This is a genomic window from Microvirga sp. Mcv34, assembly GCF_024519725.1.
Taxonomy (GTDB): domain Bacteria; phylum Pseudomonadota; class Alphaproteobacteria; order Rhizobiales; family Beijerinckiaceae; genus Microvirga.
Genome location: NZ_JALJRK010000004.1, coordinates 1 through 25,723, shown reverse-complemented (window position 1 = coordinate 25,723; position 25,723 = coordinate 1). Strand labels below are relative to the sequence as shown.

The 25,723-nt window shown below is 63.2% G+C and carries 20 protein-coding genes and 1 other RNA gene; 9 read left to right on the top strand and 12 right to left on the bottom strand.

Annotated elements, in window-relative coordinates:
* Nucleotides 1–318 precede the first annotated feature (318 nt).
* Nucleotides 319–2,490 carry a putative bifunctional diguanylate cyclase/phosphodiesterase gene (locus OC446_RS03650; RefSeq protein WP_262027685.1) on the top strand — a complete coding sequence of 724 codons (2,172 nt, stop codon included), beginning with the start codon at nucleotides 319–321 and terminating at the stop codon, nucleotides 2,488–2,490.
* The gene (locus tag OC446_RS03645) at nucleotides 2,487–4,970 is read left to right on the top strand and encodes a hybrid sensor histidine kinase/response regulator (RefSeq protein ID WP_262027684.1); all 2,484 of its coding nucleotides are present in this window, start codon (nucleotides 2,487–2,489) and stop codon (nucleotides 4,968–4,970) included. The genes OC446_RS03650 and OC446_RS03645 overlap by 4 nt, the downstream gene beginning before the upstream one ends.
* A 317-nt stretch (nucleotides 4,971–5,287) precedes the next feature.
* On the opposite strand, the gene OC446_RS03635 is transcribed toward OC446_RS03645, so the two are convergent.
* The 4 genes from OC446_RS03635 to OC446_RS03620 form a co-directional block, all read right to left on the bottom strand.
* Nucleotides 5,288–5,620 (bottom strand): transposase, encoded by a 333-nt coding sequence (locus OC446_RS03635; protein ID WP_410054999.1) that lies wholly within the window; start codon nucleotides 5,618–5,620, stop codon nucleotides 5,288–5,290.
* A 466-nt stretch (nucleotides 5,621–6,086) separates the two neighbouring features.
* Nucleotides 6,087–8,054 (bottom strand): cellulose synthase catalytic subunit, encoded by a 1,968-nt coding sequence (locus OC446_RS03630; protein ID WP_262027682.1) that lies wholly within the window; start codon nucleotides 8,052–8,054, stop codon nucleotides 6,087–6,089.
* Nucleotides 8,055–8,056: 2 nt separating this feature from the next.
* Entirely contained in the window at nucleotides 8,057–9,301 is a 1,245-nt protein-coding gene (locus OC446_RS03625) for a hypothetical protein (protein ID WP_262027681.1), read from the bottom strand.
* Nucleotides 9,301–10,503 (bottom strand): HlyD family secretion protein, encoded by a 1,203-nt coding sequence (locus tag OC446_RS03620; RefSeq protein ID WP_262027680.1) that lies wholly within the window; start codon nucleotides 10,501–10,503, stop codon nucleotides 9,301–9,303. The genes OC446_RS03625 and OC446_RS03620 overlap by 1 nt, the downstream gene beginning before the upstream one ends.
* A 1,357-nt stretch (nucleotides 10,504–11,860) precedes the next feature.
* On the opposite strand from OC446_RS03620, the gene OC446_RS03615 reads away from it, so the two are divergent.
* Nucleotides 11,861–13,060: a DUF1236 domain-containing protein gene (locus OC446_RS03615; protein WP_262027679.1), complete on the top strand. Its 1,200-nt coding sequence runs from the start codon at nucleotides 11,861–11,863 to the stop codon at nucleotides 13,058–13,060.
* Here OC446_RS03615 and OC446_RS30980 read toward each other — a convergent pair.
* The 4 genes from OC446_RS30980 to OC446_RS03595 all read right to left on the bottom strand — a co-directional run bounded on the left by OC446_RS30980 (nucleotide 13,057) and on the right by OC446_RS03595 (nucleotide 14,867).
* Complete coding sequence (locus OC446_RS30980; protein WP_410054995.1) at nucleotides 13,057–13,428, bottom strand: chromate transporter; 372 nt, start codon at nucleotides 13,426–13,428, stop codon at nucleotides 13,057–13,059. The genes OC446_RS03615 and OC446_RS30980 overlap by 4 nt on opposite strands.
* A 209-nt stretch (nucleotides 13,429–13,637) precedes the next feature.
* A complete protein-coding gene (locus OC446_RS03605) occupies nucleotides 13,638–13,721 on the bottom strand; it encodes a DUF1259 domain-containing protein (RefSeq protein ID WP_262027818.1) in 84 nt (27 codons plus the stop codon).
* Between the two features lie 39 nt (nucleotides 13,722–13,760).
* Nucleotides 13,761–14,066 (bottom strand): DUF2293 domain-containing protein, encoded by a 306-nt coding sequence (locus OC446_RS03600; RefSeq protein WP_262027678.1) that lies wholly within the window; start codon nucleotides 14,064–14,066, stop codon nucleotides 13,761–13,763.
* Nucleotides 14,067–14,072: 6 nt separating this feature from the next.
* Nucleotides 14,073–14,867, bottom strand: a complete 795-nt coding sequence (locus OC446_RS03595; RefSeq protein WP_262027677.1) for a thymidylate synthase — start codon at nucleotides 14,865–14,867, stop codon at nucleotides 14,073–14,075.
* A gap of 154 nt (nucleotides 14,868–15,021) precedes the next feature.
* Between OC446_RS03595 and ssrA the strand changes: the two genes are divergently transcribed.
* Together ssrA and OC446_RS03585 are read left to right on the top strand one after the other, a co-directional pair.
* Nucleotides 15,022–15,378, top strand: a transfer-messenger RNA (tmRNA) gene (gene ssrA, locus OC446_RS03590).
* A gap of 23 nt (nucleotides 15,379–15,401) precedes the next feature.
* Nucleotides 15,402–16,016 carry an SspB family protein gene (locus OC446_RS03585; protein ID WP_262027676.1) on the top strand — a complete coding sequence of 205 codons (615 nt, stop codon included), beginning with the start codon at nucleotides 15,402–15,404 and terminating at the stop codon, nucleotides 16,014–16,016.
* Here the strand turns inward: OC446_RS03585 and OC446_RS03580 are convergent.
* Nucleotides 16,013–17,428 (bottom strand): cytochrome P450, encoded by a 1,416-nt coding sequence (locus tag OC446_RS03580; protein ID WP_262027675.1) that lies wholly within the window; start codon nucleotides 17,426–17,428, stop codon nucleotides 16,013–16,015. The two genes, OC446_RS03585 and OC446_RS03580, sit on opposite strands and share 4 nt — an antisense overlap.
* 88 nt (nucleotides 17,429–17,516) lie before the next feature.
* Here OC446_RS03580 and fumC point away from each other — a divergent pair, with 88 nt between their 5' ends.
* Genes fumC through OC446_RS03565 form a run of 3 tightly spaced genes read left to right on the top strand, consistent with a single transcriptional unit; the run spans nucleotide 17,517 to nucleotide 19,367 of the window.
* A complete protein-coding gene (fumC, locus tag OC446_RS03575) occupies nucleotides 17,517–18,911 on the top strand; it encodes a class II fumarate hydratase (protein ID WP_262027674.1) in 1,395 nt (464 codons plus the stop codon).
* 15 nt (nucleotides 18,912–18,926) lie between these two features.
* Complete coding sequence (locus OC446_RS03570; RefSeq protein WP_262027673.1) at nucleotides 18,927–19,115, top strand: DUF4169 family protein; 189 nt, start codon at nucleotides 18,927–18,929, stop codon at nucleotides 19,113–19,115.
* A complete protein-coding gene (locus OC446_RS03565) occupies nucleotides 19,116–19,367 on the top strand; it encodes a ribbon-helix-helix domain-containing protein (RefSeq protein WP_262027672.1) in 252 nt (83 codons plus the stop codon).
* Nucleotides 19,368–19,547: 180 nt separating this feature from the next.
* Here OC446_RS03565 and OC446_RS03560 read toward each other — a convergent pair whose 3' ends face one another.
* Together OC446_RS03560 and OC446_RS03555 are read right to left on the bottom strand one after the other, a co-directional pair.
* Nucleotides 19,548–23,117 carry an AsmA family protein gene (locus OC446_RS03560; protein ID WP_262027671.1) on the bottom strand — a complete coding sequence of 1,190 codons (3,570 nt, stop codon included), beginning with the start codon at nucleotides 23,115–23,117 and terminating at the stop codon, nucleotides 19,548–19,550.
* A 99-nt stretch (nucleotides 23,118–23,216) separates the two neighbouring features.
* On the bottom strand, nucleotides 23,217–24,632 hold the full coding sequence (locus OC446_RS03555; protein ID WP_262027670.1) for an FAD-binding oxidoreductase: 1,416 nt from the start codon (nucleotides 24,630–24,632) through the stop codon (nucleotides 23,217–23,219).
* A gap of 183 nt (nucleotides 24,633–24,815) precedes the next feature.
* Between OC446_RS03555 and OC446_RS03550 the strand changes: the two genes are divergently transcribed.
* Nucleotides 24,816–25,358 (top strand): thioesterase family protein, encoded by a 543-nt coding sequence (locus OC446_RS03550; RefSeq protein ID WP_262027669.1) that lies wholly within the window; start codon nucleotides 24,816–24,818, stop codon nucleotides 25,356–25,358.
* On the opposite strand, the gene OC446_RS03545 is transcribed toward OC446_RS03550, so the two are convergent.
* Entirely contained in the window at nucleotides 25,355–25,636 is a 282-nt protein-coding gene (locus OC446_RS03545) for a hypothetical protein (RefSeq protein WP_262027668.1), read from the bottom strand. The two genes, OC446_RS03550 and OC446_RS03545, sit on opposite strands and share 4 nt — an antisense overlap.
* Between the last annotated feature and the right edge of the window lie 87 nt (nucleotides 25,637–25,723).

Sequence of the window (25,723 nt, the reverse complement as noted above, 5' to 3'; positions counted from 1 at the left end):
CATCGGATTGAATTAAACGAAAATAAATTAACCACACTGGCATCAACTCCAACCAAAGCAGCATACATTCTCTACGTTATTGCGGTATGAATAGTATCCTGATCCCGCGCACATTTCAGATATTTTGAAATGCAAAATGGCGATCGGGCAGCAGGTACGGACGGATTATCGAGAAATATAAAGGACACTCGCTAGGACATACCGCGATCGGCGAAATGGCATCGAAGAGTAAGGTCGGCAGCCCGGGATGACTGAGCAGGTTCAGCAGATTCGGAGGAGCGACTGCACGAGTAATCCGAGGGATGCCGGGGGCAACATATGGCAGTCATTCTGATCCTCGACGACAAAAGCACCAACCGCAACATTTATTCCCGGCTCGCTCAGACGATCGAGGATGGCGCAGCAGTGCACGCCTTCGCCGCACCGATCGAAGCTCTTGAATGGCTCGAAGGCAACGCCGCCGACCTGATCGTCACCGACTTTCGAATGCCCGGCATGGACGGAGCTGAGTTCACCAGGCATGTGAGAGGGAGTGCCAACGGAGTCGATGTTCCGATCATCGTCATCACTGCCTACGACGACAGGGCCTTCCGGCTTAGTGCCCTGGAGGCGGGGGCAACCGACTTTCTCCGGTCGCCAGTCGATCATTATGAGTTCGTCACCCGCGCACGCAATCTCCTCAAGTTGCAGCGCCAGCAGCAGCAGATCAAAGGCCGCGCCCAGGCCCTCGAGCAGCAGCTGCGGATCAGCGAGCGCTCGCAGGAGGAGCTCGTTCGCAGCAGCCGGGAAGCTTTGGCCCAGGTGATCGACACCGTCCCTGCCCTCATCAGTGCGACCGACAAGAACAGCCGCATCGTCTTCGTGAACGCCCATTTCGCTGATTTCGTCAGCTCCACGCCAGAGGCTCTGACGGGAAGGCTGCTCAGCGACGTGCTGCGCAGCAACGATCTGGATTTTAGTCACCAGATGCACAGATCCATTCTGAAGAACCAGCGAGCCGCCGTGAGTTTTGAGGAGAGCATTGTCGACATCTCCGGCGCCGAAAGGGCCTTCCTGACAACCAAGACTTCCATGCCCGCCTTTGCCGGTGCGGAGACGAGCGTCCTGACCACGTCGATCGACATCACAGAACGTAAGCAGGCGGAAAGCACGATGCGGCACATCGCGCTGCATGACACGCTGACCGACCTTCCCAATCGAAGAATGCTCAACGAGCGCATTCAGCAGGAGCTGTCGAGCGAGGGCGCACGGTTTGCGATCCTCCTGATCGATCTAGACCGGTTCAAGGCGGTCAACGACGCGCTCGGCCATGCCGGAGGTGACCGCATGCTTCAGTTGGTGACCGGTCGCCTCCTCGGGGTGGTTTCGAGCACCGATCTCGTTGCACGGGTGTCCGGCGACGAGTTCGTCGTCGTGCAGGCAAATATCGCAGCGTCAGAGGATTCGGAGAGCTTGGCGCGCAGGATCATCGATTCCCTCTCTGCGCCTTTCCTCCTTGAGGAGACCGAACTCAGGATAGGCTGCACGATCGGTATCACCCTGGTGCCGCAGGACGGCAGGGAAGCTGACAAGCTGCTCCGATACGCGGACCTCGCCATGTACCAGGCGAAGGCCGAGGGAAGAAACACACTGCGCTTCTATTCGCCGGAGATGGACAGCATCTCGTGGAACAATATCAGCTTGGAGACAGACCTCCGCAAAGCGATCGCTCAGGAGCAATTCGAACTCTACTACCAGCCTCAGATCGATCTCGCGACGGGAGCCATTGCGGGAGCCGAGGCTCTCCTGCGCTGGCAAAGGCCCGAATTCGGGCTCACGTCGCCTAACGTGTTCATCGACATTGCGGAGGAAACAGGACTGATCAACGAGATCGGCGCCTGGGTTCTTGCAAAGGCCTGTAAGCAGGCCGCTGCGTGGCAGAGCCTCGGGTACGCTCCACTCAGGATCTCGGTCAACTTATCGCCTCTGCAGTTTCTACGACAGGACATCGTCCAACTTGTCGAGAACACCCTCGAGAAAACCGGCTTGGATCCTGGCTCCCTCGAACTCGAGCTGACCGAGGGAAGCCTTCTCAAAGACGTTGAGCGCACCAAGCAGGTTCTGCGCGGCCTAAAGAGGCTCGGAGTAAGGGTCGCCATCGACGATTTCGGCGTAGGCTTCTCCTCCCTCAGCTATCTCAAGAACTTCGAGGTCGACACCTTGAAGATCGACCGCTCGTTCATCTCGAATCTTCTCGCCGGAAGCCGCGACGAGGCCATCGTCAGGGCCATCATCTCGTTGGCCCGGAGCCTCGAGCTGAAAGTGGTTGCCGAAGGCGTCGAGACCAATCCCCAACTCGCCTGCCTGCTCAGCCATGCCTGCAACGAGGCCCAGGGCTATCTGTTCAGCCGTCCCGTTCCGTCCGGTGTCTTCGAATCTCTGCTAGTAGACGATCCTCGCTACCTGCTGCGGAACCAAGGCGCCCCCCCTAAGAAGGCCCAGGCTTCGTGATCACCGATGCCCTGTCGCGGCTGAAGAACAGCCCCGATCGCGAGCACGAGATGAGCCTCAACAGGCTCATCTTCTTGAGCCTAATTGCGGCCTACACGTTTTGGATCAACCCCTCCGTCCCACACGAGGCGCTGATCGCCGCAATGATCTTCGCCCTCATCTCGGCGGGCATTGCTGTTCACATTTTCTTCAGGCCGCACCGATCGACAACTCGACGAATCATCGCCATCGTCAGCGACCTTGCGACGGCTTCCGTGCAGCTCCACTATGTCGGAGAAACCTCGTCGGTTCTTTTTCTGCTCTATCTCTGGATCACATTTGGCAACGGATTCCGCTTTGGCATCCGCTTTCTCTATATTGCGGTGGCCGTCTCGGTGATCTGCTTCACCTTGGTCATCTACACGACACCCCGATGGCGCGACGACATTTATCTCTCAGCGACCCTACTGCTGAGTCTCATCGTGCTCCCTCTCTATTCCAGCACGCTAATCCGGAAGCTCTCCAACGCCAAGGCCCAGGCGGAAGCGGCAAATCGGGCAAAGACCCTGTTCCTCGCCAGCGTCAGCCACGAGCTGAGAACGCCGCTGAACGCGATCATTGGCCTGTCGGACCTGATGGCTGGTACGAACCTCGACGCGGAGCAACGCGGTATCGTCCGCACGATCGGTTCCGCCGGAGAATCCCTGCTGCGGCAGATCAATAGCATCCTGAGCCTGTCGCGCATCGAAGCGGGAAAGATGCCGATCGAACGGAGCGACTTCGATCTGCTGGAAGTGTTGTCCACCGCTCGCGCTATGATTCTCACACAAGCTCAGCAGAAAGGGCTTCGGGCAACGATCCATATCGCTCCACAAACACCCCTTCAACTCCATGCGCCGAAACACCATCTCACGGAGATCTTGCTCAACCTGCTCAGCAACGCCGTCAAATTCACGGAACGGGGCCATGTCACTGTGGCAGTCCATCCTGTGACCGAGAACGGCAGAAGCTTCATCCGCTTTGTTGTGTCTGACACGGGCATAGGCATTGCCCCGCAGGCCATGGGCCGAATTTTCGACAGCTTCACCCAGGCCGACGAGACCATCATCAACCGCTTCGGTGGAACCGGGCTCGGCCTCGCTATCTGCCGGCAACTGGTCGAGGCCATGGGTGGGCGTATTGGCGTGAACAGTCAGGAAGGTCATGGCAGTTCCTTCTGGTTCATCCTGCCGATGGAAGCCTTGGGCGGCAACGCTCCCGGCGAGCAGCAGCCTCCTCAGTTCCAACCGCTCCTGGTTTGCGCCGATCAGGGCCTTGCACAATCGCTCGCGCCGCGGCTTGGCGGCAGGGGCAGCTGCCCCGTCGCTCGGAATCTTCTCGAGGCGAGGGAATGGATCCTGCGGGCCGGGGGCGATCTGGTCGTCCTGTTCTGCTGCAGCGACCTGCCCGTCGAGGCCCTGGCCGCCGAGATCGAGGACGCCGCCCTTCCCGTCCCTCCGGTTCTGATCCGCCCGAACGCTCCCCGGAGCTTGGTGGAGCCAGGCCTAACCCATGTATCGAGCAGCGTTCTCCCGCTCGATTTCACGGCGGATGAGGCTGGAACCGCCGTGTCCGCGACGGCTGCTCAGACGTCCTGGGCCGCATCGAGGGGGAGCGAGCCGGACAGGATTGAGCCTCAGGTCGCGTCCCGGCCCCTCTCGATCCTGGTGGCGGACGACAACGCCACGAACCGTCTCGTGATCTCGAAGATCCTGGAGCGCGGTGGACATGCCGCCCGATGTGTCGAAAACGGTGAGGAAGCTCTCGATATCCTGGAGGCGGAGAGATTCGACCTCGTTATCATGGACATCAACATGCCCGTAATGACGGGTATCGAGGCTACCAAGCTGCTCCGGTTTACAGAGCCCCAGGGCACTCGCGTCCCGATCATAGCCCTCACGGCCGACGCGACGCCGGAGATCGTCGCTGAAACCCATGCCGCGGGGATGGATTTATGCCTGACGAAGCCGGTTCAGCCTGCCGTGTTGCTCAAAGCGATCAACGAGCACGCGGGTTCATTCCTCGCCCCGGCGCCGGCCGAGACTGTCCCTGTTGTCGTTGCTCCGCCGGATGCTCATTCTTCCGTCATCGATGACGCTCTTCTCGCGGAGCTGGAACAACTAGGAGGGAGAGAATTCGTCTCCAACCTCGTGGAGGAATTCTTCTCGGACGTGGAACGTCTTATAGCCGAATTGCAGAGCGCCGCTGTCGCGGGTGACGCGCATAGGTTCCGCCTCGAGGCTCATGGCCTACAGAGCGCCTCCGCAAATGTCGGAGCAAGAACCGTGCATGATATCTGTGTCAGCTGGAGAAGGATCACCAGCGCAGATCTCGCTGCGAGTGGAGTTGGTCAGGTCGAGAGATTAGCGCACGCTCTCGAAGTTACACACGATCTGCTGAAGAAGCGTCTTTCTTCCGCGAAGAAAGCAACAGCCCCGGCGGGTGAGGTCACAATAACCTGAGGGCAACGCGAGGAGCCCTGCTTTGCGGAATTCAGGCTACCACGCCCGCCGCGCACATCCAAGCCGCCATGGCGTATAAACGGTGGACATGGGTGGCGAGGGCAGACGAGTGCGAGCAAGGCGGAACGAACAGATCTCAGGCAGCCGAAAGGACCGAGATGAACCGCTGAAGAATTGCCACAGACCAAGAGCCGGGCATCATTCCTCCCGCTTTAGCAGCGCGAGAGGCCAGATTGACGCCCACGGCCATAGAGACGATCCGGCGGAGCGATGAAGACGTTCATCCGCTCGTCGATCTGCTCGCACTGGTGCGGGACCTAGCTCATTGAGATGCCGGAAGCGCCCATGGCTCTGGCGAGATCGTCGACGGAACTGATGGAGACGCCGTGGACAGCGGCCTCCTGGATGACGGCGGTGAGTGCCTTCTCGGCGGTGCGGTGCGGCTCAAGGTAGGCCAGGAAGAAGGAGCCCTTGCGCAGCTTGAGGGTGGCAAGAGCGCTCCGGCCGGCGCGGGTGTCGCAGGCACATTCCCGATAGCCCTTCCGGCGCGTGAGGGGATCCGGGCTGCGCACCCCGGCTGGTGCACCAGTTAGCGCCTTGACCTCCAGGTTCATCAGGCGCACGGCCTCAGAGGCGAGCATGTCGGGGATTAGACCAGCGTTGCCCCCTTAGATCCGCTCGATCAGGACCATTCTCCCCTCAGTCATCATCGCCGGGTTAGGGTCAGGTGTCACAACCCGAACTCTGATCGGAGACTGGCGATGACCAACTCGTCGGGGCCCGCTCCTACACCGCGCCCCGGGGCGCTACCAATCCTAGAGAAGTGTGCCCGTTGGCCGTAATGGTCCACTCCGGGTCAACCTGAGCCGTCAAGTGAGATCGCATGAAGGTCGCTTCGCAATCCCATTGCGGAAATACGGCTAACGTCAGGCCAATGCCAGAAGGCGACGTACCGGGTTTTGGCAGACTGGCGCTGTTCGCTCACGCGGCAAGTTCAAGCCAAGTCGGTCCTCGGATCAGATATATCTGAAACCGAGTTCCTGTTCTCAGCGCTGCACAACCTAACAGGATCGCCCTACCGGCCGTAGCGTCGCACGTATTGCTAGATCGGAAGACTCAGGGAAGCCCCAATCCTCTACGGAAGAGACCGGCCAGTGCGCCAGTCATGCTCGCATGCCGAGCAATGCTGTCCCGGGGCGCAGTAAAGAGCCACGCCACCAGCGCCCTGTGTTGATGGGGAGCGGTCTGGATTTCCGCTGAGGCCCACCCGTCGGTCGATCGTGTGACATATGCGTCCGTCCATCCTGCACCTGGCAGCGCCAGGGCGATCCGCTCCCCGATCATATGTGCTTCGCCGTCGAACCTGAGAACCACGCGGGAGAGTGAAGCCATCTCGACAATGGCCGAATGACGGGTGTCTCCAGAGACGACGGTGGTGGGTAGCCCCACGTCGAACATCTCCTCCTCCCGCGGGAACTCGAAGCAGACGAGAAACGCAATGAAGGTGAGAGCCAGGGACACCCCGGCCCAGACGAGGTTGAAGTAGTCCATCGGGGAGACTTCGGCACTCGCTTCGGGCGAGATGAAAGCCCACGCGATGCTTGCAACCGAAAGCAACGACATGCCACCAAACAGCGCCGCAAGCCGCCAGCGCACACGCATGACGGAGCGATCGCCTCCCTTTTCGGTTACCTTGAAGGGACGCCCGAAGGGTTTGATCGCTGCCAACACCAGGGTCGCCGTGATGGCGAGAGCCGTCATCGCATGAGTGATCTCCATGAATACCGGCAGGGTGCGGGAGCGGGACACCCAGCCATTGTAGGCCCATGTCGCCAGGAGCATGGGCAGGCCGTAGTGGAGGAAGTCGAGGTAATCGGCCTCGAAGGCAGGCAGATCGGCGAACCAGTAGATCGCCGGGGCGATCAGCATCAGCACGATGAACGGCTTGCACAGCCAGTTCAGGATGCCGTGCAGGAAGTGCATGCGCTGCACTAGGCTGTAGCCCGGGCCGCGGAAGGGACCGGATTTCAGCAGGGCGACCTGAACCGTTCCGAGACACCAGCGGGTGCGCTGCGTGATGTACTCGGGCAATCCTTCGGCGGAGAGGCCGGCACTCAGACGCTCGTTCAGCCAATGTGTCTCGTATCCCTCACGCATCAGGGCGCAGGACAGGTTGAGGTCCTCGCAGATCGCGTCGTCCGGGAAGCCGCCGATCTCCGTCAGGCGGTCGCGACGCACGATAAAGGAAGTCCCGACGCAGAAAGCGCTGCCCCAGGCATCCTTCGCGGGCTGAAAGATGTCGAAGAAGATGCGCTGATCGTCTACCCAGCTCTGAGCGATGCCGAGGTTGTGCTGGATCGGATCGGCATTGAAGAAAAATTGCGGTGACTGCACCAGGGCGGCCTTCGGGTCGTCAAACAAGCCAACCATCCGGCGCAGGATGTTCGGCTGCGGCGCGAAGTCGGCATCGAGCACGAGGATCAGGGGCGCGTTCGTAAACGACGCAGTAACCCGAAGGCCGTTGTTCAGATTGCCGCCCTTGGCTCCCTCGTTGTCCGGTCGCGTGAGGTAGGAGGCTCCCACTTCATCGCAATACTCGCGCAGCCACGGCCGCCGCGTGTCGTCGAGAACCCATACCGTCTTCTGGGGATAGTCGATCGCCAACGCCGCGATGATCGACTTCTCGAGGACATCCAGCGGCTCGTTGTACGTGCAGATGAAGATATCGACAGGCGGCCAGTCACCGGACTGCATGAGCCGTGCCTCGGCCACGCTCGCCTGCTCCGAGCGATCTTTTGCCCGAAAGAGAATGACGATCGACATGAACGTATACAGGATGGCCACAGCCTCGAACGTGAAGAACAGGTAGGACCAGAGCGCCCCCAGTCGCAGTTCGAAGGGCGGCAACGTTTCGTGCCATCTCCACCCGGCATAGGTCAGGAGCAGCACACCCGTCAGACTGCCGAAGAGAATGCGATCGAACGTCTCCCGAGGGTCGAGAAGACGGCAGAGCACATAAAGGACAAGCAGCACGGTCACGTCCAGTGCCAGGACCGAGACCGCATCGCCGGATGATGGGAACATGCTCACCTCCCGCCGAGGTTAGAAAGAAAGGGATTGCGGCCGTTGGCCGCCAGAACCGCCCACGCCGTCGCACCGAGATGAGGACGGCGAAAATAGAAGAAGTCGTCGCTCGTGCTCCACGGTCCGATCCGGAGGCCTGTGCTGAGCTGTTCGTTGCGGGTTGCGAAAAGCCAGCCCAAAGGCGAGGTTTGAGTCGAGATGACCTCGAGCAGGCGCTCTCCCTCGGCGGATTGTCCGAGCAGACGATAGACCAGGGCTGCCTGGGCCGTGCCTTCAACCCAAAGCCCGTCACGGTCGTCATTGAAATCGAATCCGCCTTTCACCTTCAGCCGACCCTCCGCGCAAGCCACGGCCCGAGTCCACTGTTGCGGCGGCTCCGCGAGCGCGATCAACGGCCAGAGCTGCGTATCGAGCGCGATGGCATCGAGCCCACGCATCGCTCCCTGCGCGTTCGTGCCCATCCTGAAGCATCCTGCCTGCTTGTCGAATGCCTTATCGAGGAAAGCTCTGGCCGACCTCGCCATTCCGGCGTAGACACCGTCGTCGTCCCCATGCGATGCCAGCGCATTGGCCAGTGCCATGACGTCGGTGTTGTGCTCCGTCGAAGCCCAAGGCAGCGATACCTGCTCCTGATCGAAGCCCTCGCGGCCGCCCGTGAACCCGACGCTGCCCACCTCGGAGACCGTCGCCCTGATCCAGTCCGAAGCCCGTCTCGCTCCAATCATGTAGCGTTCGTCGCCACTCTGATCATAGAATGCAAGAAGTGCGAGTGCGACCCAGGCGACATTGCCGGTGGCGGACCCGACCTGATATCGATCCTCGGCCCAATGATTGGATGCCGCGTCCCACCATCCGGGAAGGAGGACGGGCTTTTCCTTGACCGGCCCTGCACGGTAAGCGTTTCGGAACCGACCGTCATGAAAGCTCCTGTCCGCCTCAAGGGCCAGGACGAACGCGTCGGCGATCTGTTTCGCCGGTCGCGTCTCGCCGCAGGACAGGAGCGCGATGATGGCCAGCGCATTGTCGTATGAGAACGCCGCGTTACGGATCGCGATAGGAGCCTCAGCCTCTCCTGGACCGGCGCGGTAGCTGGCTACGAAGCCAGGGCTGCCATCGGGCGCGGCTTGGCCAACGGCGGTGGCGAGCGAGGTGCAGAGCCCGCGACCGAGCCGATCCCCAGCCGCTGCCGATGCCTTGGACGGCAGCAAGCTCACGCCCAACAAGAGGATGCTGATCAACCATCGCATCAGAGTTGCGGCTCCCTGTGGACCTCACGGAGACTGTCTGTCGCGGCCGCTGGCCGGACATCGAACACCTCAGCGAGCACCTGCGCACCCCGCCGCCACACAGTCGAGATCGACGGAACCCAGCCGTTGGTTCTCGTGACCGTCACCCATCGGCCAACTCCGCAGGTCGATACCTCATCGCCATTGGCGGCCACCTTCGGTGTTTCCGGGTCAGGCCGGACGAGGACATAGAGCTCACGCCTTTCTGTTTGAGGAAACGGTACTGCGTACAAATCATCGAACCGGTCGTTGGTCTTCGGAAGAATCTCTGTAACCGTCCCGCCTCGGCTTCCGGCAGCATCAATGCCCTCGATCTCAACGCGGGTTCCGACCGCAAGATCGGGTGCCTTTCGGTATGAGAAGATCGCGACCACGAAGCGGCGCTCGCAATCGACGAAGGTTGCGAGCGTGTCGCCCGCATTGACACGGCGGCCCTTGGTGGCGCTGATTCCAAAGACCTCTCCGGTCAGCGGTGCAGAGATCGTCGTGTGAGCCAAGCTGTCGAGGCGCTGGTTTTCGATGTCGAGAAGTCGCCCCTGATCACGGATCCGGGCGTGCAGCTCCCCCTCCTCAATCGTCAAGCGTTGGGTGTCGAACTCGATCTCACGGCGTTTCTGGGAAATTTCAGCAAGCGCGAGGAGGTCTTCTCCGACGTAGATTCCCTTTGAGAGCCCCTCCAACTGAGACACCTTCTGGGTCAGTTTGGCGTTTGCTGCGTCCTTCGCTGATTGAGCAGCCTCGAGCTGCTGTTTGGCGGGCTTCAGCGTGTTGGCGTTCGTGACGTTACGCGAGGCGAGCTGGGCTGCCTGATCATAAGAGAGCCTGCGCTGCTCAATAACAGCATCCGCTTCCGCCACATTGGCCTTGAGCTCGCTGATCTGCGCTTTGAGGATCTGTTCCAGTTGGGTTGCCTTCTCATGGATCGACTGGTCGAGGTTCGCGAGATAGGCCTGATTGGACTCGCGTTTGCGCAGCACGCCAACGGCTCGCTCGCGCATTTCGGCGACGTTCCCATCAAGCTGAATGGCAGTGCTCCGGTCGACGCGGGAATTGCCGATTTCGACGAGTTTCGTTCCACGGGTCACAGGCGTGCCCGGGTTCACCTGCATCGACAGCACATCTCCCGAGATGGGAGCTGTCAGGAGGGTGACAGGAGCATTCATGAGGGCTCGGTCGGACTGGTCCGCGACGAGCGGCGGCAGGACCGAAGTAGCCACGAGAAGTGCGAGAACCGACGCAACGCTGACGCTCGATAACCGGACGATCCCTTTGAATCGATGTGAGCCGCGCTGGCCAGGAGTTGAGTTCGACCGCGCCTTCGCGGCAGGCAAGTTTTCTTGTGGCATGACAATACCCCTTGCAAGCAGACCGCAGAATGGTCGGCTCGTGTAATGACTGGTCCGTTTGCTGTTTTGGCTTATGCGACCTGCCGGCCTGGGCTAGCAGCTTGGCGTCTCGCTGTTATTTATGTTGCGCCGCACAATGGCGCTCCGTTCAATAACACTAGAGCTTTCGGAATGTTTCAGGTCGACATAGGAAAAATAAAATGGAATAAATACTCACAGAATGTAGAATTTAATCGGCGATTCTAGCTCGAATGTCGTCGAAAATGAGATAACTTCCTTTATTTTTCAAAGCGCATCCAGAAACCGCAGCGCGTTCACCATATTTTGCAAGGGTTCACCATCCCATAGACCCCTTGGAATGTTTCGCCGCCGTATCGTTTGCTGGACTTGAAAACACTGGCTCGCATCCGGTTTTCGCCAATCCGAAAGACACTTCGCGCGATGCCGAGACTTGGTCCAAGGCACGATGATGATTAGAAGAACTTCTTTCCGATCAAGAGCGAGAAAGATGCCATGAAAAGTAGCGGATAAGCGTGAGTCACGATTGTGTGTAGTCATGATGTGCGCGATTCAACACCCCGGGTATCCTCTACGCTTTGAACATTTTCCACGACCTCTCCTGCCTGAACCACGCCTGCATGTGGGCTGAACGAAAGTGCCGGTTAGTTTATTCCGTTGAAAGCGAAATTTAGTGGGCGTCACGGCAATGATTAGGTTACGCACTGATCGAGTGCCTCGGGATAACATGCGGCTTGAGGTAAGGATTGTCGGTGCCACGGTTCTGCTTCGACGTGCGAGAGGGTGATCGCTTGACCCGCGATGATCAAAGCCTTGAACTCCTTCGCGAGTTGTCGTGGCTCCCCAATCTGCAAGCGCGATGGTGGCGGCCCGGAGGAGCTCGGGTTTCGTCTAGGGACAGTTGACAGCATGCTATCCAGGAAGGCCGGAATGCATTATTGCGTCGGCTCCAGGGCTCCACGGGTCGAGATCGACGATACTTTGCCTCAGGCCCGCGGGGACGCCTTTCGACTTGTGTGATTGATGAATTTCATCGTCGACCGGCCGACGTGACGTGATGCATGGACATCGTCCGCCGCGGGTCTTTGCGGGAACGGAAGCCGCCACGCTTCGTTAGACCCTTCCAGATTGGAAGAGATCTAAAGGAGCCTGCTCAGTGCGTTCAACACTGCTTTCGACTGCCGCCATCGCCCTGGTCCTCGGAACAGCCCCCGTCCTCGCGCAAGCACAGACGTCGGGTTCGTCGGACACCGCGCCCGGACAGATCAAGCCGCCCGCTGCGTCGTCGGACGTGCCGGGCAAGTCCGAGACCGCCCCTGGGCAGAGCCAGAACCGACCCAGCGCTTCGTCCGATGCGCCCGGCAAGTCCGAGACCGCGCCGGGCCGGAGCCAGAGCTCGACCGCCTCGTCCGGTTCGGGATCGGAGCAGCCAGGACAAGCCCAGCGACAGGGCTCGTCCGCGCAGGGCGCGTCGAGCACGTCGTCCAGCAATTCGGCCGATCAGAGCCAGCGCCCGGCCGCGGCCGGTGCCGCCACCGGCTCCCAGAACCCGGCCCAGGCCTCCGACAGCCAGAAGCGCCCACAGCAGGGCTCGTCACAGTCAACCGCTGACTCAAAGGAGAACCAGAAGACGGGTTCCGGCTCGAACGCCACGGCCGCTGACAGCCAGCAGCGCTCGACCACGGGCGCCGCGCAGCGGCAGAACACCCAGTCCGGTTCCAATGCGACTGCGCAGCCATCGGGCTCTGCGACTCAGCAGAACAGCGTGTCCTCCACGTCCGCATCGTCGAACACCTCCTCCGTTACCTCGACGAACGCGGTGGCGAACCTGAACACCGAGAAGCGCACCGAAGTGACGCAGGCGTTCAGCAGCACCAGCGTGAACACGGTGTCGAACGTGAACTTCAACGTGTCGGTGGGGACGACCATCACCGAGGAGGTACGTCTGGCTCCCCTGCCCGCGGAAGTCGTTCGCATCGTGCCGCAGTACCGGAACTATCAGTATGTGGTGGTGCGCGATGAGATCGTGATCGTGGAGCCCAAGACGAAGAAGATCGTCGAGGTGATCCACAAGTCGGGCGGCTCGCGCAAGTCGGCGTCCGTGAGCCTGAGCAGCGAGCAGCGCAAGAAGTTCAAGACCACGGTCGAGACCACCGGATCGACGCGCCCGTCCACCACGTCCAAGATCGAGATCCGCGAAGGCGTGACGCTGCCGCAGGAGGTCGAGATCATGGAGGTGCCGCAGACCATCATCACGGAAGTGCCGGAGCTTCGCACCTATCGCTATGTGGTGGTCGGCGATGAGATCGCCGTGGTCGAGCCCGAAACCCGCCGCATCATCGAAGTCATCGATTAAGGCTCCAAGGCGGAGGGAGTCGTTCTCCCTCCGCCTCGTTTGTTCGGACAGCGAGCGGTATGAACTGCGATAAACACCTCACCGGCGCTCTCTCGGCAGGAAAGCAGCGGTTCAGGTGATACCCAATCCCAATATAGGCCGCACCGGTCCAGGCGTTCGGCTCCGACCCCATGAAGGGAGAGGAGATAGGCCGAGAAGGTGAAGAGCGCCCCCGGCACCGCTTGGGCCGCACCATAGCCCGCGAGGAAGGCCTCGTTCGAAAAATCCCAGTCCGGCTGCACGACCGAGGCCTGGAGCAGCGGCAGGACCACGTTGCCGCCGCCGAAGACCAGCGAGCCGGCGCAGAGAGCATCCAACGGTTGGTGCAATCTATCTCCCTACGGCAACCCATCCCGCCAGCGACGTTTTGGCCAAGCGCTGAATTGGAGCAAGCCCTGAATTGGAGGTGGAGTCTGCCCGCTTGAAAACTTTGACGGTCGCGCGCTTTACGAGCCTATGACCGGTCAGGGCCGCGCGCGACACGAATTCCCTCGGCAATCTTCGCGGTGTTGTCGTTGGCCTAGATGTTGTCGTTGGCCTAGAAGTGCATGAAGAACAGGTGCGGCTCGTCGGTAAGCACGTGGCTGTGCACGGCAGGCACTTCGATCCCATTCGGAGGCACATGGGTCCGTTGTGTCGGACGCCAACTTCGCTGTGGAGGCTATTCAGGCTCGTCCTCGGCTAGGACCCGTCGCGGCGAGCCCCAGCCCTCGAGAATCCCGTTCATGTCGTCAAGGACGAAGAAACGGGCGCTCTCCATGTCGTAACCGTCATTGAGCAGATCGTCGTAATCGGTCAGCCGGTGCCGGATATAGGCCGTGAGGGACAGCCACGCGGCCGTCTCGGGCGAGGCTGCGTGCAAGCCCCGGCTGCCCAGGGCATGGTCGGTCACCGCCTCGAATTCGTGCCTCGGAATGCGCGGCGCCAGAACGCGGACGGCACTTTCGATGGCTTCGCGCCGGTTCATCTCACGTCAGACCGCGACGGGCGCCTTGATGGCCGGATGTGGATCATAATCCTCGATGGCGATGTCGTCATAGGTGAAGTCGAACAGCGAGCGCACGGCCGGATTGAGCCGCAGCTTCGGCAACGAACGCGGCTCGCGCGACAGTTGAAGGCGCGCCTGCTCCAGGTGGTTGAGGTAGAGATGCGCATCACCGAAGGAATGGACGAAATCGCCCGGCTGCAGCCCGGTCGCCTGCGCCATCATGTGGGTGAGCAGCGCATAGGACGCGATGTTGAACGGGACACCGAGAAAAACGTCCGCCGAGCGCTGGTAGAGCTGGCAGGAGAGCCGCCCCTCCGCCACGTAGAACTGGAACAGGCAGTGACAGGGCGCGAGCGCCATCTTGTCGAGGTCGGCCGGGTTCCAGGCGGAGACGATCAGGCGGCGGCTGTCGGGGTTGCGGCGGATCTCATCGAGCACCCAGTGGATCTGGTCCACGGTGCCGCCGTCGGGCTTGTCCCAGGACCGCCACTGCTTGCCGTAGACGGGGCCGAGATCGCCGTTCTCGTCGGCCCACTCGTCCCAGATCGAGACGCCGTTCTCCTTGAGATAGCGGATATTGGTGTCGCCCTTCAGGAACCACAGAAGCTCGTGCACGATGGAGCGCAGGTGCAGCTTCTTCGTGGTGACGATCGGGAAGCCCTGGCTGAGATCGAAGCGCATCTGGTGGCCGAAGACGGAGATCGTCCCGGTTCCCGTCCGGTCGTCCTTGCGGACGCCCTCATCCATGATGCGGCGGATCAGATCGAGGTAAGCTTGCATGCGGTGCTCCTGCCCTCATCATAGGGCAGCCGGCGCGGCGAGCCGAGTCGTCGCTGACCCATTCCTGTGAATCGGTTAACCGCCCAAAAGTGACATCGAAACAGGGCGGCAAGCCGGAGGCCGGGGCATTTTCGTCGGAATCCGGCTGGCTGCCACCCTTCCAAAATCCATTCGCGCCACCTATATTGGCCATGTCGGTCGCGAGATCGACTATGGCGATAAACGGCTATCGGAATAAACCCATCGGACCCGGGGGCGGTACCCGGCGCCTCCACCAAAACCCAGGCTACGCTTGAGTTTCGGCGGGGGCGAAATAGGATCGACGAGGGCGTAAAGGGTGGACTTTCGCTCGGCATGGTTCCGCCGTTATCGGGCCGAATCTATAGTTGCCAACGACAACTATGCTCCGGTTGCAGTGGCTGCGTAAGCGGTCCCTAAAGCCGAATCAAAGCCCTTGCGGGTAGCACCGTAAGGCGGGGTCCGGAGGCACCTGGCAACAGAAGCCTCCACTTTTGTTTCTGCAAGGGCTCGCTTATGGCCGGTGGTAAAGACCTGATCCGTTACGATCTTCTGGTGCAGGATGCGCTCAAGGGCGTCGTGCGCAAGGTGCTGATCGATTGCAAGGACGGGCTACCGGGCGAGCACCATTTCTACATCTCCTTCCAGACGGACTTTCCCGGCGTTCGCCTGTCGAACCGCCTGCGCGAAAAGTATCCCCAGGAGATGACCATCGTTCTCCAGCACCAGTTCTGGGATCTCAACGTCACCGAGCATACCTTCGAGGTGGGCCTGTCCTTCTCCGGGATCCCGGAGCGGCTGCTCATCCCCTTCGACGCGCTGACCGGCTTCTTCGATCCCTCCGTCCAGTTCGGTCTCAAGTTCGACAGCCAGGACGAGGGTGATGAGGATGAGGACGAGGAAGCTCCTGCCGCGCCTCAGCCGATCCGCGGCAATGCCTCTGAGCCCGTCGAGCTGAAGCAGCCCCGCAAGCCCCAGCCAGCCCCGGAGCGGAAGCCCGCTCCCGAGAAGGCCCCTGCGGCCAAGGCCGAGACCGAGGAGCCGGCGGAGGAGGACAAGGCCGATGCGGCTGAGGGCGGCGCCGGCAGCGCCGAGGTCGTCAGCCTCGACGCCTTCCGCAAGAAGAACTAGGCGGCTCCCGCACCCTCTCTCCTGATGCGCTGCGTCAGCCGCATGGGCAGTCCGCCCTGCGGCCGCAGCGTGATCCGCTGCACGGGCGTGACCGTGTGCCCTTCCACGAGATCGAGCCGCACGGACCGGGCGACGGTCGCCAGGACGATCACGGCCTCCTGCAGGGAGAAGCTCGCCCCGATGCAGACCCGCGGCCCGGCACCGAACGGCAGATAGGCGAAGCGGTCGATCCGGCCGCGGTTCTCGGGCATGAAGCGCTCCGGTCGGAAAGCGTCCGGCTCGTCCCAAAGCCTGCGGTGCCGGTGAAGCAGGTAGGGCACGATCGCCACCATGGAGCCCGCCGGAATCTCCAGATCCCCAATCCGATCGTCGCCGATCGCCGCTCGGCTCATATAGGGCGCCGGCGGATAGAGCCGGATCGCCTCGTCGATCACCGCGCGGGTATAGACGAGCCGTTCCAGGTGATGCGGCTCGAGCGGCCCCTCGCCCCACACCTCGTCCACCTCCCGCTCCACCTCGGCGCGGGCCCGCTCATCCTGGGACAGAAGGTAGAGCGACCAGGACAGCGCATTGGCCGTGGTCTCGTGTCCGGCCCCGATGAAGGTGACGATGTTGGTGCGGACATCGATGTCGCTCAGCCCCTTGCCGGTCTCGGGATCGGCGGCTTCCAGCAGAAGAGTCAGCAGGTCGCGGGGCGCGGGCTCGCCCCGGGCGAGCAATTGCTTGCGGGCATCGATCAGTTCGTTGACCGTCTCCTCGAAGAACCGGATCGACGGCCTAGCGCGCAGGCGCCCGATTCTCGGGATCCAATCGGGAAAGCCGAAGATGTCGAGCGGATCGACCCTCCCCAGGCTGTTGAAGTAGCGGGTGATGGCGCGGCCGAGGGCATCGGGATCCTTCGGCACCCCTTGCGTGAAGATCGTCCGCTCCAGCACGTCGAGGGTCACCCGGGTCATTTCGAGCGAGGCATCGACCACCCGGCCGGCCGGGCGGCGCTGCCAGCGCCGCGTGAGGCGCTCCGCCGCCTCGACCATGGCCGGGAAGAAGCTGCCCACATGGCGCGGGGTGAAGAGCGGCGCGATGGTACGGCGCTGGAGCCGCCATTCGTCGCCCTCGGCGGTGACGAGACCGCGCCCCAGACCGGGCGCCAGGATCCGGAGCTGAAGATCGTCCTTTCGGTAGTTGGCGGCGTTGTCCACCAGGATATGGCGGATGGCCGCGGGATCGCTCACCACGGTCATGCGGCCGAGCGCTCCGTCGCCCGTGATGATGGGCTCCTCGAAATGAGCCTCCATCCAGGTGTTCAGGGGGTTCTCGCGCACCGCGCGCAGGAACGCCAGCGTGCCGAGCGGCTCGGTGCGGGGCTTCGGGTGCGGCGGTCGGAACGAGGGGGCTTCCAGGGTGTCGCTCATGCGATTTTACAAGGCCTCCGTGCGCGTTCGCAGTTGCGAGCGCCACCATTTGAGATAAGAACACGCAACTCCATCGAAAGAGGTCAGGATGTCGCCCTCAACCCGCATCGAAACAGATACCTTCGGCCCCATCGACGTTCCCGCCGACAAGCTCTGGGGCGCTCAGACGCAGCGTTCGCTTCAGAACTTCCGCATCGGGACGGACCGGATGCCGCTTCCGCTCGTTCATGCACTGGCCATCGTGAAGCAGGCTGCCGCCCTGGTGAACAAGGATCTGGGCAAGCTGGAGCCGCGCCTCGCTGATGCGATCGCGAGTGCCGCCGCCGACGTGGTGCAGGGCAAGTACGACGACGAATTCCCGCTCGTGGTCTATCAGACCGGCTCGGGCACCCAGTCCAACATGAACATGAACGAGGTTCTATCGAACCTCGCCATCGAGCGCCTCGGCGGCGAGCGCGGCAGCAAGAAGCCGGTTCACCCGAACGACCACGTGAACATGGGCCAGTCGTCGAACGACTCGTTCCCCACCGCCATGCACATCGCGGTCGCCCGCGAGATCCACGACCGGCTGGTCCCCGCCCTCAAGCACCTGCACAAGGCGCTGAACGAGAAAGCGGAGGCCTACAAGGACATCGTGAAGATCGGACGCACGCACCTGCAGGACGCAACCCCGGTCACCCTCGGCCAGGAATTCTCCGGCTACGCCGCCCAGGTGCAGCTCGGCATCGCCCGCATCGAGCAGACGCTCCCCGGCATCTATGCGCTCGCCCAGGGAGGCACCGCCGTCGGCACGGGCCTCAACGCCCATCCGGAATTCGCGGACCGCTTCGCGTCGAAGGTGGTGGAGCTGACCGCCCTGCCCTTCACCTCGGCGAACAACAAGTTCGAGGCTCTCGCCTCCAACGACGCCCTCGTCTACACGCACGGCGCGCTGGCGAGCTTGGCGGCCGGCCTGTTCAAGATCGCCAACGACATCCGCCTGATGGGCTCGGGCCCGCGTTCGGGCATCGGCGAGATTTCGCTGCCTGAGAACGAGCCCGGCTCGTCGATCATGCCCGGCAAGGTCAACCCGACCCAGGCCGAGGCCATGACGATGCTGTGCTGCCAGGTGGCCGGCAACCAGACCACCGTGACCTTCGCGGGTAGCCAGGGCCATTTCGAGCTCAACGTGTTCAAGCCGGTGATCGTCAACGCGGTGCTGCAGTCGATCCGCCTGCTGGCGGACGGCGCGATCAGCTTCACCGACAACTGCGTCGTCGGCATCGAGCCGAACCGCGAACGCCTCAGCGAGCTGATGCAGCGCTCGCTGATGCTCGTAACCGCGCTGGCCCCGTCCATCGGCTACGACAAGGCGGCCGCCATCGCCAAGTCGGCTCACAAGAACGGCACGACCCTGAAGGAAGAGGCCCTCAAGGCGGGCGTCGCGGAAGATCATTTCCACGCCGTCGTTCGCCCCGAGACGATGCTTCAGCCTGGCGAATAAGCTATAACGAGCGCCATGGCTGAGATCATCAATCTGCGCCAGGCGCGCAAGCACAAGGCGCGGGCCGAGAAAGAGGTCCGCGCCCAAGAAAACCGCATCGCGTTCGGCCGCACCAAGGCCGAGAAGAACCTGAGCCGGGCCGAGCGGGATCTGGCGCAAAGCCGCCTGGACCAGCACAAGCGCGACGACAACGAGAAGCCTTGAATGGGCTTCGCCATCGTCAAGCGCTCCGTCTCTATCGCCGGTCACCGGACGAGCATCTCCCTCGAGGAGCCCTTCTGGACATCGCTGCGGGAAATCGCCGAGCGGGACAGGGTGTCCGTCCAGGCGCTGATCGGACGCATCGACGCGGAGCGCGGCGACCAGAACCTCTCCTCCGCGATCCGCGTCTTCGTCCTGACCGATCTGCGCCGAAGGGTGGGCACACCCGTTCCGGACAGCACTGCATCGGACTAGGTCGGCCGCCTGAATAGGCCCTAATGGAACGAAATTCTCCCCGTCATGGACGGCTTGGTTCCGCCATTCCGATGCTGAAAAGCTCCGCGCCTCTTCACTCGAGATCACCGGCACAAGCCCGCTGACGACGTGCGAGCTGTCATTCCCGGCCTCCGGCATCCGGGGATGAACTCGCGCCTTTCACCGTACCGGCGGAGCCCCATAGACCGAGGGTGGCGGCCCGATTTGGACTGGTGGAGTCAGAGGCGGCGCGGAGGTCGACGACGGGGCCGGCGCGGTCTCCTCCGGCTGGTTCTGCTGCTCGGATTGCAAGCGTTCCGCATCCCGGCGGGCGCGTTCGGCTTCTGCCTTGGCCCGCGCCTGGCGCAGCGCCTCCTCTTCGGCCGCCTTGGCCCTCTGCCTCTCGGCCTCCCGCTGCGCATTGAGCTGGCGCTGACGCTCGGCGGCGGCGCGCTCGAAGGCCTCAATCTTCTCCAGCTCGCGCTTGAGCACGATGGCCGCGAGGCCGTTGCGGAACGGACCGGCGTCGATCTGTCGGACGGGCGCCGACAGGGAGCCCTGCCAGTTGAGGCCGACCGAGGGTGGCGCGCCGACCCATTCGGGCGGCGAGGCCTTGGCCACGAGGACGCCACGCGCGTCGAGCTGCAGGGTCTTCAGGTCATAGGTAACGGCGCCCTGCCAGCTGGCCGATCCGGTCTCGGCCACGAAGGGCGAGAGACGCAGCAGGCCGCCGACGAGCGCCGCCGAGGTCTTGATCGGGGCGGCGTTGAGCGGTCCTCGTCCGAGCTCAATCCCGAAGATCGTCTCGGCCTTGCCCTCGGCCAGGGGATCGCTCTCGGCCAGCGCCCGCTTGAGCGCCCGGTCGAAGACGGTCGGGTCGGCCGCCGGAAGGCGCAGATTCGTGACCTGCCACTCACCCGCGCCGCCGAGATTGGCCACGAGTTCGGACAGGCTCGTGCCCGCGGCCCCGAACCGGAGCGGGCCGGACAGAACCGCCTCGAAGGGGGAGGCCCCCGTGAGTGCCCACAGGGGTACCTTCTCCAGGGCGCCGTCGCCCACGATGGTTGCCGTCCCCTCCTGCCGGGTGACGGTGGCCGAGCCCGAGATCCGGCCGGAGCCGATAACGGCATCGAGATTGCGGATCGAGATGCCGTCCGCCTGCGCACCGACCATGAAGGATGCGCGGCTGGCCTGGAGACCGCGCCCGAGGTCGAGCGTTCCGACCCGGAAATTAACCTGCCCGCCCGTGACGAGGCGCCCGCTCTGGCCGAACCGGGCCGTGGACCAGATGGTCGTAGCATTGGCGTCGCCCGGCACGTTCAGCGACAAAGCCGCCACGAGCCACGGCAGGGACAACCGCCCGAGAGACACCTCGCCGCTGATATCGGTCCGGGACGCCATCACGAGGCGCGCCTGCACGTTGTCGTTCGAGACCTTGGCATTGACGTCGAGCAGGGTCGCGCCGCGCTCACGGCCGAGGGTAACCCGTCCGGTCACCGGGACCGGCGGGGCGACGCCCGCGCCGTCCCCTAAGAGGAGCAGGAAGGGGGTGAAATCGGGCGTCGAAACCTCGACCTCACCGCTGTCCACCACATCGTCCGCCTCGCTCAGGGCGAAGGGGCGCGTGGTCGCCACTCTGGCGCCGGCGATGTCGCCCGCAAGCGTGACGTTGAACAGGCCCGACCCGACGCGGACCCCGCGCAGATCAACCCTGGACGGCCGGTTGAGGCCCGCCATGTTCGCCCGGTTGACCCATCGACCCGTATTGTCGGCGGACAGGGCCATGGTGAGACTCTGGGTCCGCCCGTCGACGGATTCCACCTGGCCTTCGAACGGCCCGCCGGCCACGCGTCCCTTGGCGGTCGTGCGCAGCCGCAGCTCGGTCGAGCCCGGTGGCGGCACGACCCGCTCCGACGTGACGTCGAGATCGAGCGCGCCTTCCCGCACGAAGGTGGGCACGAGCTTGGAGATCCCGCCGATCCACACGCTTCCCAACAGGTCGACCAGAGGACTGGCGCGGGGAGCGGTGACCTTGCCGGTGATCTGACCCGAGCCGTCCGGCGCGATGCGGCCCCGCACCCGGGCATTGGCTCCGGCGAGATCGACGATATCGAGGGTCTCCACGAGAAGCGCCGGCCCGTCGGACAGGATCCGCGCCGAGATGCGGCCAGTGGGAGCGCTCTTCCCGGCGCTGACGCCGCGTGCATCGAGAATGAAGCCGATATCGAGGTTCTCCGTGGCCTGGAAGACGCTGGACACCTGCGGCAGGTCGTCGAGGTTCAGGCTCTGGATCGCCACCTGGGCCTCCAGCTTGCCGCGCTCGTTGGCCTCGGGGGCGGTGTAGCGGGCGTTTCCGGTCAGGGTCGAGTTGCCCGTCTTGAGCCGCAGGCGATTGAAGGAGAGCACCGGGTTCGAGAAGGCGACTTCCGACGACGCCTCGAGCGGGCGCCCGTCGAGAGCCCTGAGCAGGGGCGACTTGATGCCGATACGGTCGAGATAGCGCGCCAGCCGATCCGACGCGTTGGAAGCCAGAGCCACCTTGCCGTTGATGCCGCCTTGGGCAGTCAGCCCGAGCTCCCCCTCGAGGGCGACCCGGGTTTCGCCCGGGGCGTTGAACTCGATCCGGTCGAGAACGGCCCGCCCGGTGCTGAGCGACAGGCGCAGGGCGGCATTCGACAGGTCCTCCTGACCGAGGCCGATACTGTCGATCTTGAGGTCGAGGTCGATCGGCACCCGGACCAGGGGGAGCGACCATTGAGCGAGCCGGCTCTTAAAATCCTGCCCGTTTCCGGACAGGATGAAGCTGTCCGCATCGAGCCGGCGGCCTTCGAGCTTCAGGGAGATGCGCGGATCGTCGAGCCCGACCCGGCCCTCGCCGGTCATGCGCAGGCTCGCCCCGCCCTCCCCGGCCTCAAGGCTCACTGGGCCGAGTTCCACGGCGCCCGGCACCGTCTTGAACTCGGTTTCGACCGCGATGGGGATCGGGATGCCGGCCGCCGCGATCTGCGCCGGCGGACCGAACAGGACCTTGGCCTTGCCCGAAACCTGGGGTGTCGTGGCCTCGCCGGTTCCCTCCGCAAGCCCAAGCCGGGCATCGAGATCGAAGCGGGGATAGATATCGCCCCCGCCCGAAAGCTTGACCTGGACGCTCTTGTCCTCGGCGATCTCTCCCGTGACCAAGCGGAATGGAACGCCGGAGGTCGTACCTTCGACCCGCCAGGGGCCGATCAGCTTCTGCCCTTCGATGGAGACATTCTCGGCGAAGGCCTGGTTCGTGCGACCCGTGCTCGCGCTCTGGGTCGTGACGAGGAGCTGGGCCACGCTGAGATTCTCGATGGCCCATTCACGGGCCCGGCCGCTGCCCGACACCAGGTCCGGCGGCAGCCGCCACTCGCCGTCGCCGGCGACAGGGATGCGGATATCGGCCCGGGCGACCCGCGCTTCCGTGAAGCGCACATCGCCTTTCAGAAGCGGCGTCAGGGCCACCTCGGCACGGACGCCATCAGCTGTCAGGACCGGCGAATCCGGCGTCTTGCCGCCGAGCCTCAGGCGTCCGAGAGTGACCTTCGGCGAAGGCAGGAGGCGGATGCCGATATCGCCCTCGGTCCTGGCCTCCGTACCGGAAGCGCGCGAGATCATCCCGTCGATCGTGTCGCGGTGGGCCTCCCAATGCACAAAGGGAGGCGCCGCCACGGCGACCGCCAGGATCAGGATCACGATGGAGGCGATGATCGTCAGGATATCGCGCAAAAGGCCGCCTTCTCTCCGTTACAGTGACACGTCCTTATCCCATGATGGCGAGAACCGGGAGCGCCCATCCAGATGTTCCACCGGCAAAGTGTTCCGCCGTCACAGAGCGACGATCTTGCCCGGGTTCATGATGTTGTGGGGATCGATGGCCTGTTTCAAGACGCGCATGAGGGCGAGTGCGGCCGGACCATGCTCGACTTCCAGGTACTTCATCTTCTTCTGGCCTACGCCGTGTTCGCCCGTACAGGTCCCCTCCATGGCAACCGCCCGGCGCACCAGCCGGTCGACGAAGGCCTCGCAAGCCTCGACTTCCGCCGGATCATCCGCGTTCACCAGCAGCTGGACGTGGAAATTGCCGTCGCCCACATGGCCCACGATAGGCGCCACGAGGCCGCTCTCCAGGATGTCCTGCTTGGTCGCGTCGACGCATTCGGCTAGGCGGGAGATCGGCACGCACACGTCCGTGGCCACCGACTGGGCGCCCGGCCGCAGGCCCTTGGCGGCCCAATAGGCGTCGTGACGGGCCTGCCAGAGGCGCGAGCGGTCCTCAGGCTTCGTCGCCCACTCGAACGGTCCGCCGCCGAACTCGGTCGCAATCTCGCCGAAGCGCTCTGCCTGCTCATGTACGCCGCCCTCGGAACCGTGGAATTCCAGCAGCAGCAAGGGGCTCTCAGGCAGGGTCAGCTTGGAGTGAAGGTTGACCGCCCGCACCTGGACCTCGTCAAGCAGCTCGATACGCGCGACCGGGATGCCGGTCTGGATCGTCATGATCACCGCGTCGCAGGCGGCCTTCACGGAGGGGAACGGGCAGATGCCGGCGGAGATCGCCTCCGGGATACCGTGAAGTTTCAAGGTGATCTCCGTGACGATGCCGAGAGTTCCCTCCGAGCCGATCATCAGCCGGGTCAGGTCGTAACCCGCCGAACTCTTCTTGGCCCGGCTCGCCGTCTTCACGATCTCGCCATCGGGCAGCACGACGGTCAGTGCCAGGACAACGTCCTTCATGGTCCCGTAGCGCACCGCATTGGTGCCGGAGGCTCGGGTCGCGACCATGCCGCCGAGGGAGGCGTCCGCACCCGGATCGATGGGGAAGAACAGGCCCTTGTCCCGCAGATACTCATTCAGCTCCTTGCGGGTCACCCCGGCCTCGACCACGCAGTCCAGATCCTCGTCATGGACGGCGATGATGCGCTTCATCAGGCTAAGATCGATGGTAGCCCCGCCATACGGCGCGTTGACATGTCCTTCCAGCGATGTGCCGGTTCCATAGGGAATGACCGGAACCCCATGGGTGGCGCAGAGTTTGACGATCTCCGACACCTCTTCCGTGGTCCGCGGATAGACCACGATGTCCGGCGGCTGGTTCTTCACCCAGGTCAGGGTATGCCCATGCTGCTCACGCACGGCAGCCGAGGTCGCGACCCGGTCGCCGAACCGCTGCGAGAGCTCGTTCGTCAGGGCGGCAATGGAGGCATCCGTCGTTTTCAGGCGGGCATTCGCGTGGGGGGCATTCATGGAGGCTTCAGATCCGGTTGTGATGCTCGTTCCACCCATAGCTACCAGAACCGTTGCAAAGGCAACACTCCGGATGAGAAAGATGCCGCCCCCCTGCTGCACAAACGAAACGAACGTGCTAACATTTATTCCTTTCCGAGGAAGGGACAGTCATCTGAGCGGCATTGAGGGACGAGCCTGACCATGGAGAAGCGGACGCCCGTCTTTTTCTTCGCACCCTTCGTGTCCTCCACGATGCGGGTCGAGCCCGCATGGATCGACTATAACGGCCACATGAACATGGCCTATTACCATGTGCTCTTCGACCGGGCCGTGGAGGAAGGCTTCAGCCTAGTTGGCCTGGGTCACGATTACATGGAGAAGCGCAAGGCGTCCTTCTTCGCGGCCGAGGTTCACACCATCTACAAGCGCGAGCTGACGATGCGCGACCGGGTCCGCGTCACGCTCCAGCTCGTCGATTTCGACGAGAAGCGGATCCACTACTACCTGGAAATCCGCCATGCCAACGAGGGCTGGGTTGCAGCCACCATGGAAGGCCTGTCACTCCATGTGGACATGGAAACACGGAAGGTCTGCCCCTTCCCGGACGATGTCCTGGCCAATCTCGCGGTCATGAAGACGACGCATGCCCGGCTCTCGCGGCCTCAGGCCCTGGGCCGCATCATCGGCATCCCGCACAAGGCCGAGTTCCAAGACGCCCTATCGGCGTCCGGCACGCGCCATTAGCAGCCTCTGCCGGGCCCGCAGCCGGTGCGCGGCATCGGCGGAACGTACCGGGGCGTGAAAAGACGGTCCCGGTCGATATTCTGCCGGATCTGGTTGCTTTTGCTCTGAACGTCCTGCTCGACCCCGAGGATCTGCTGATCCTGCTGGATCCGTCGGTTGATCTGGTCCGTGCTTTGCTCCGCCGGGCTCGTGCGCGGCAGGCGGGTCTGCGCCCCGACCGGCATGGCCAGAGGCAGGGAAAGGCTCGAGACGATGGCAACGGCCACCATGAAACGCATGGGTCATTCCTCTTCAGGCCTACTCACCCCATATGGCGATGAGCGCTCTTCTCGACAATGAGGTCCGGGCCTGGAAGTTTGCCCCTG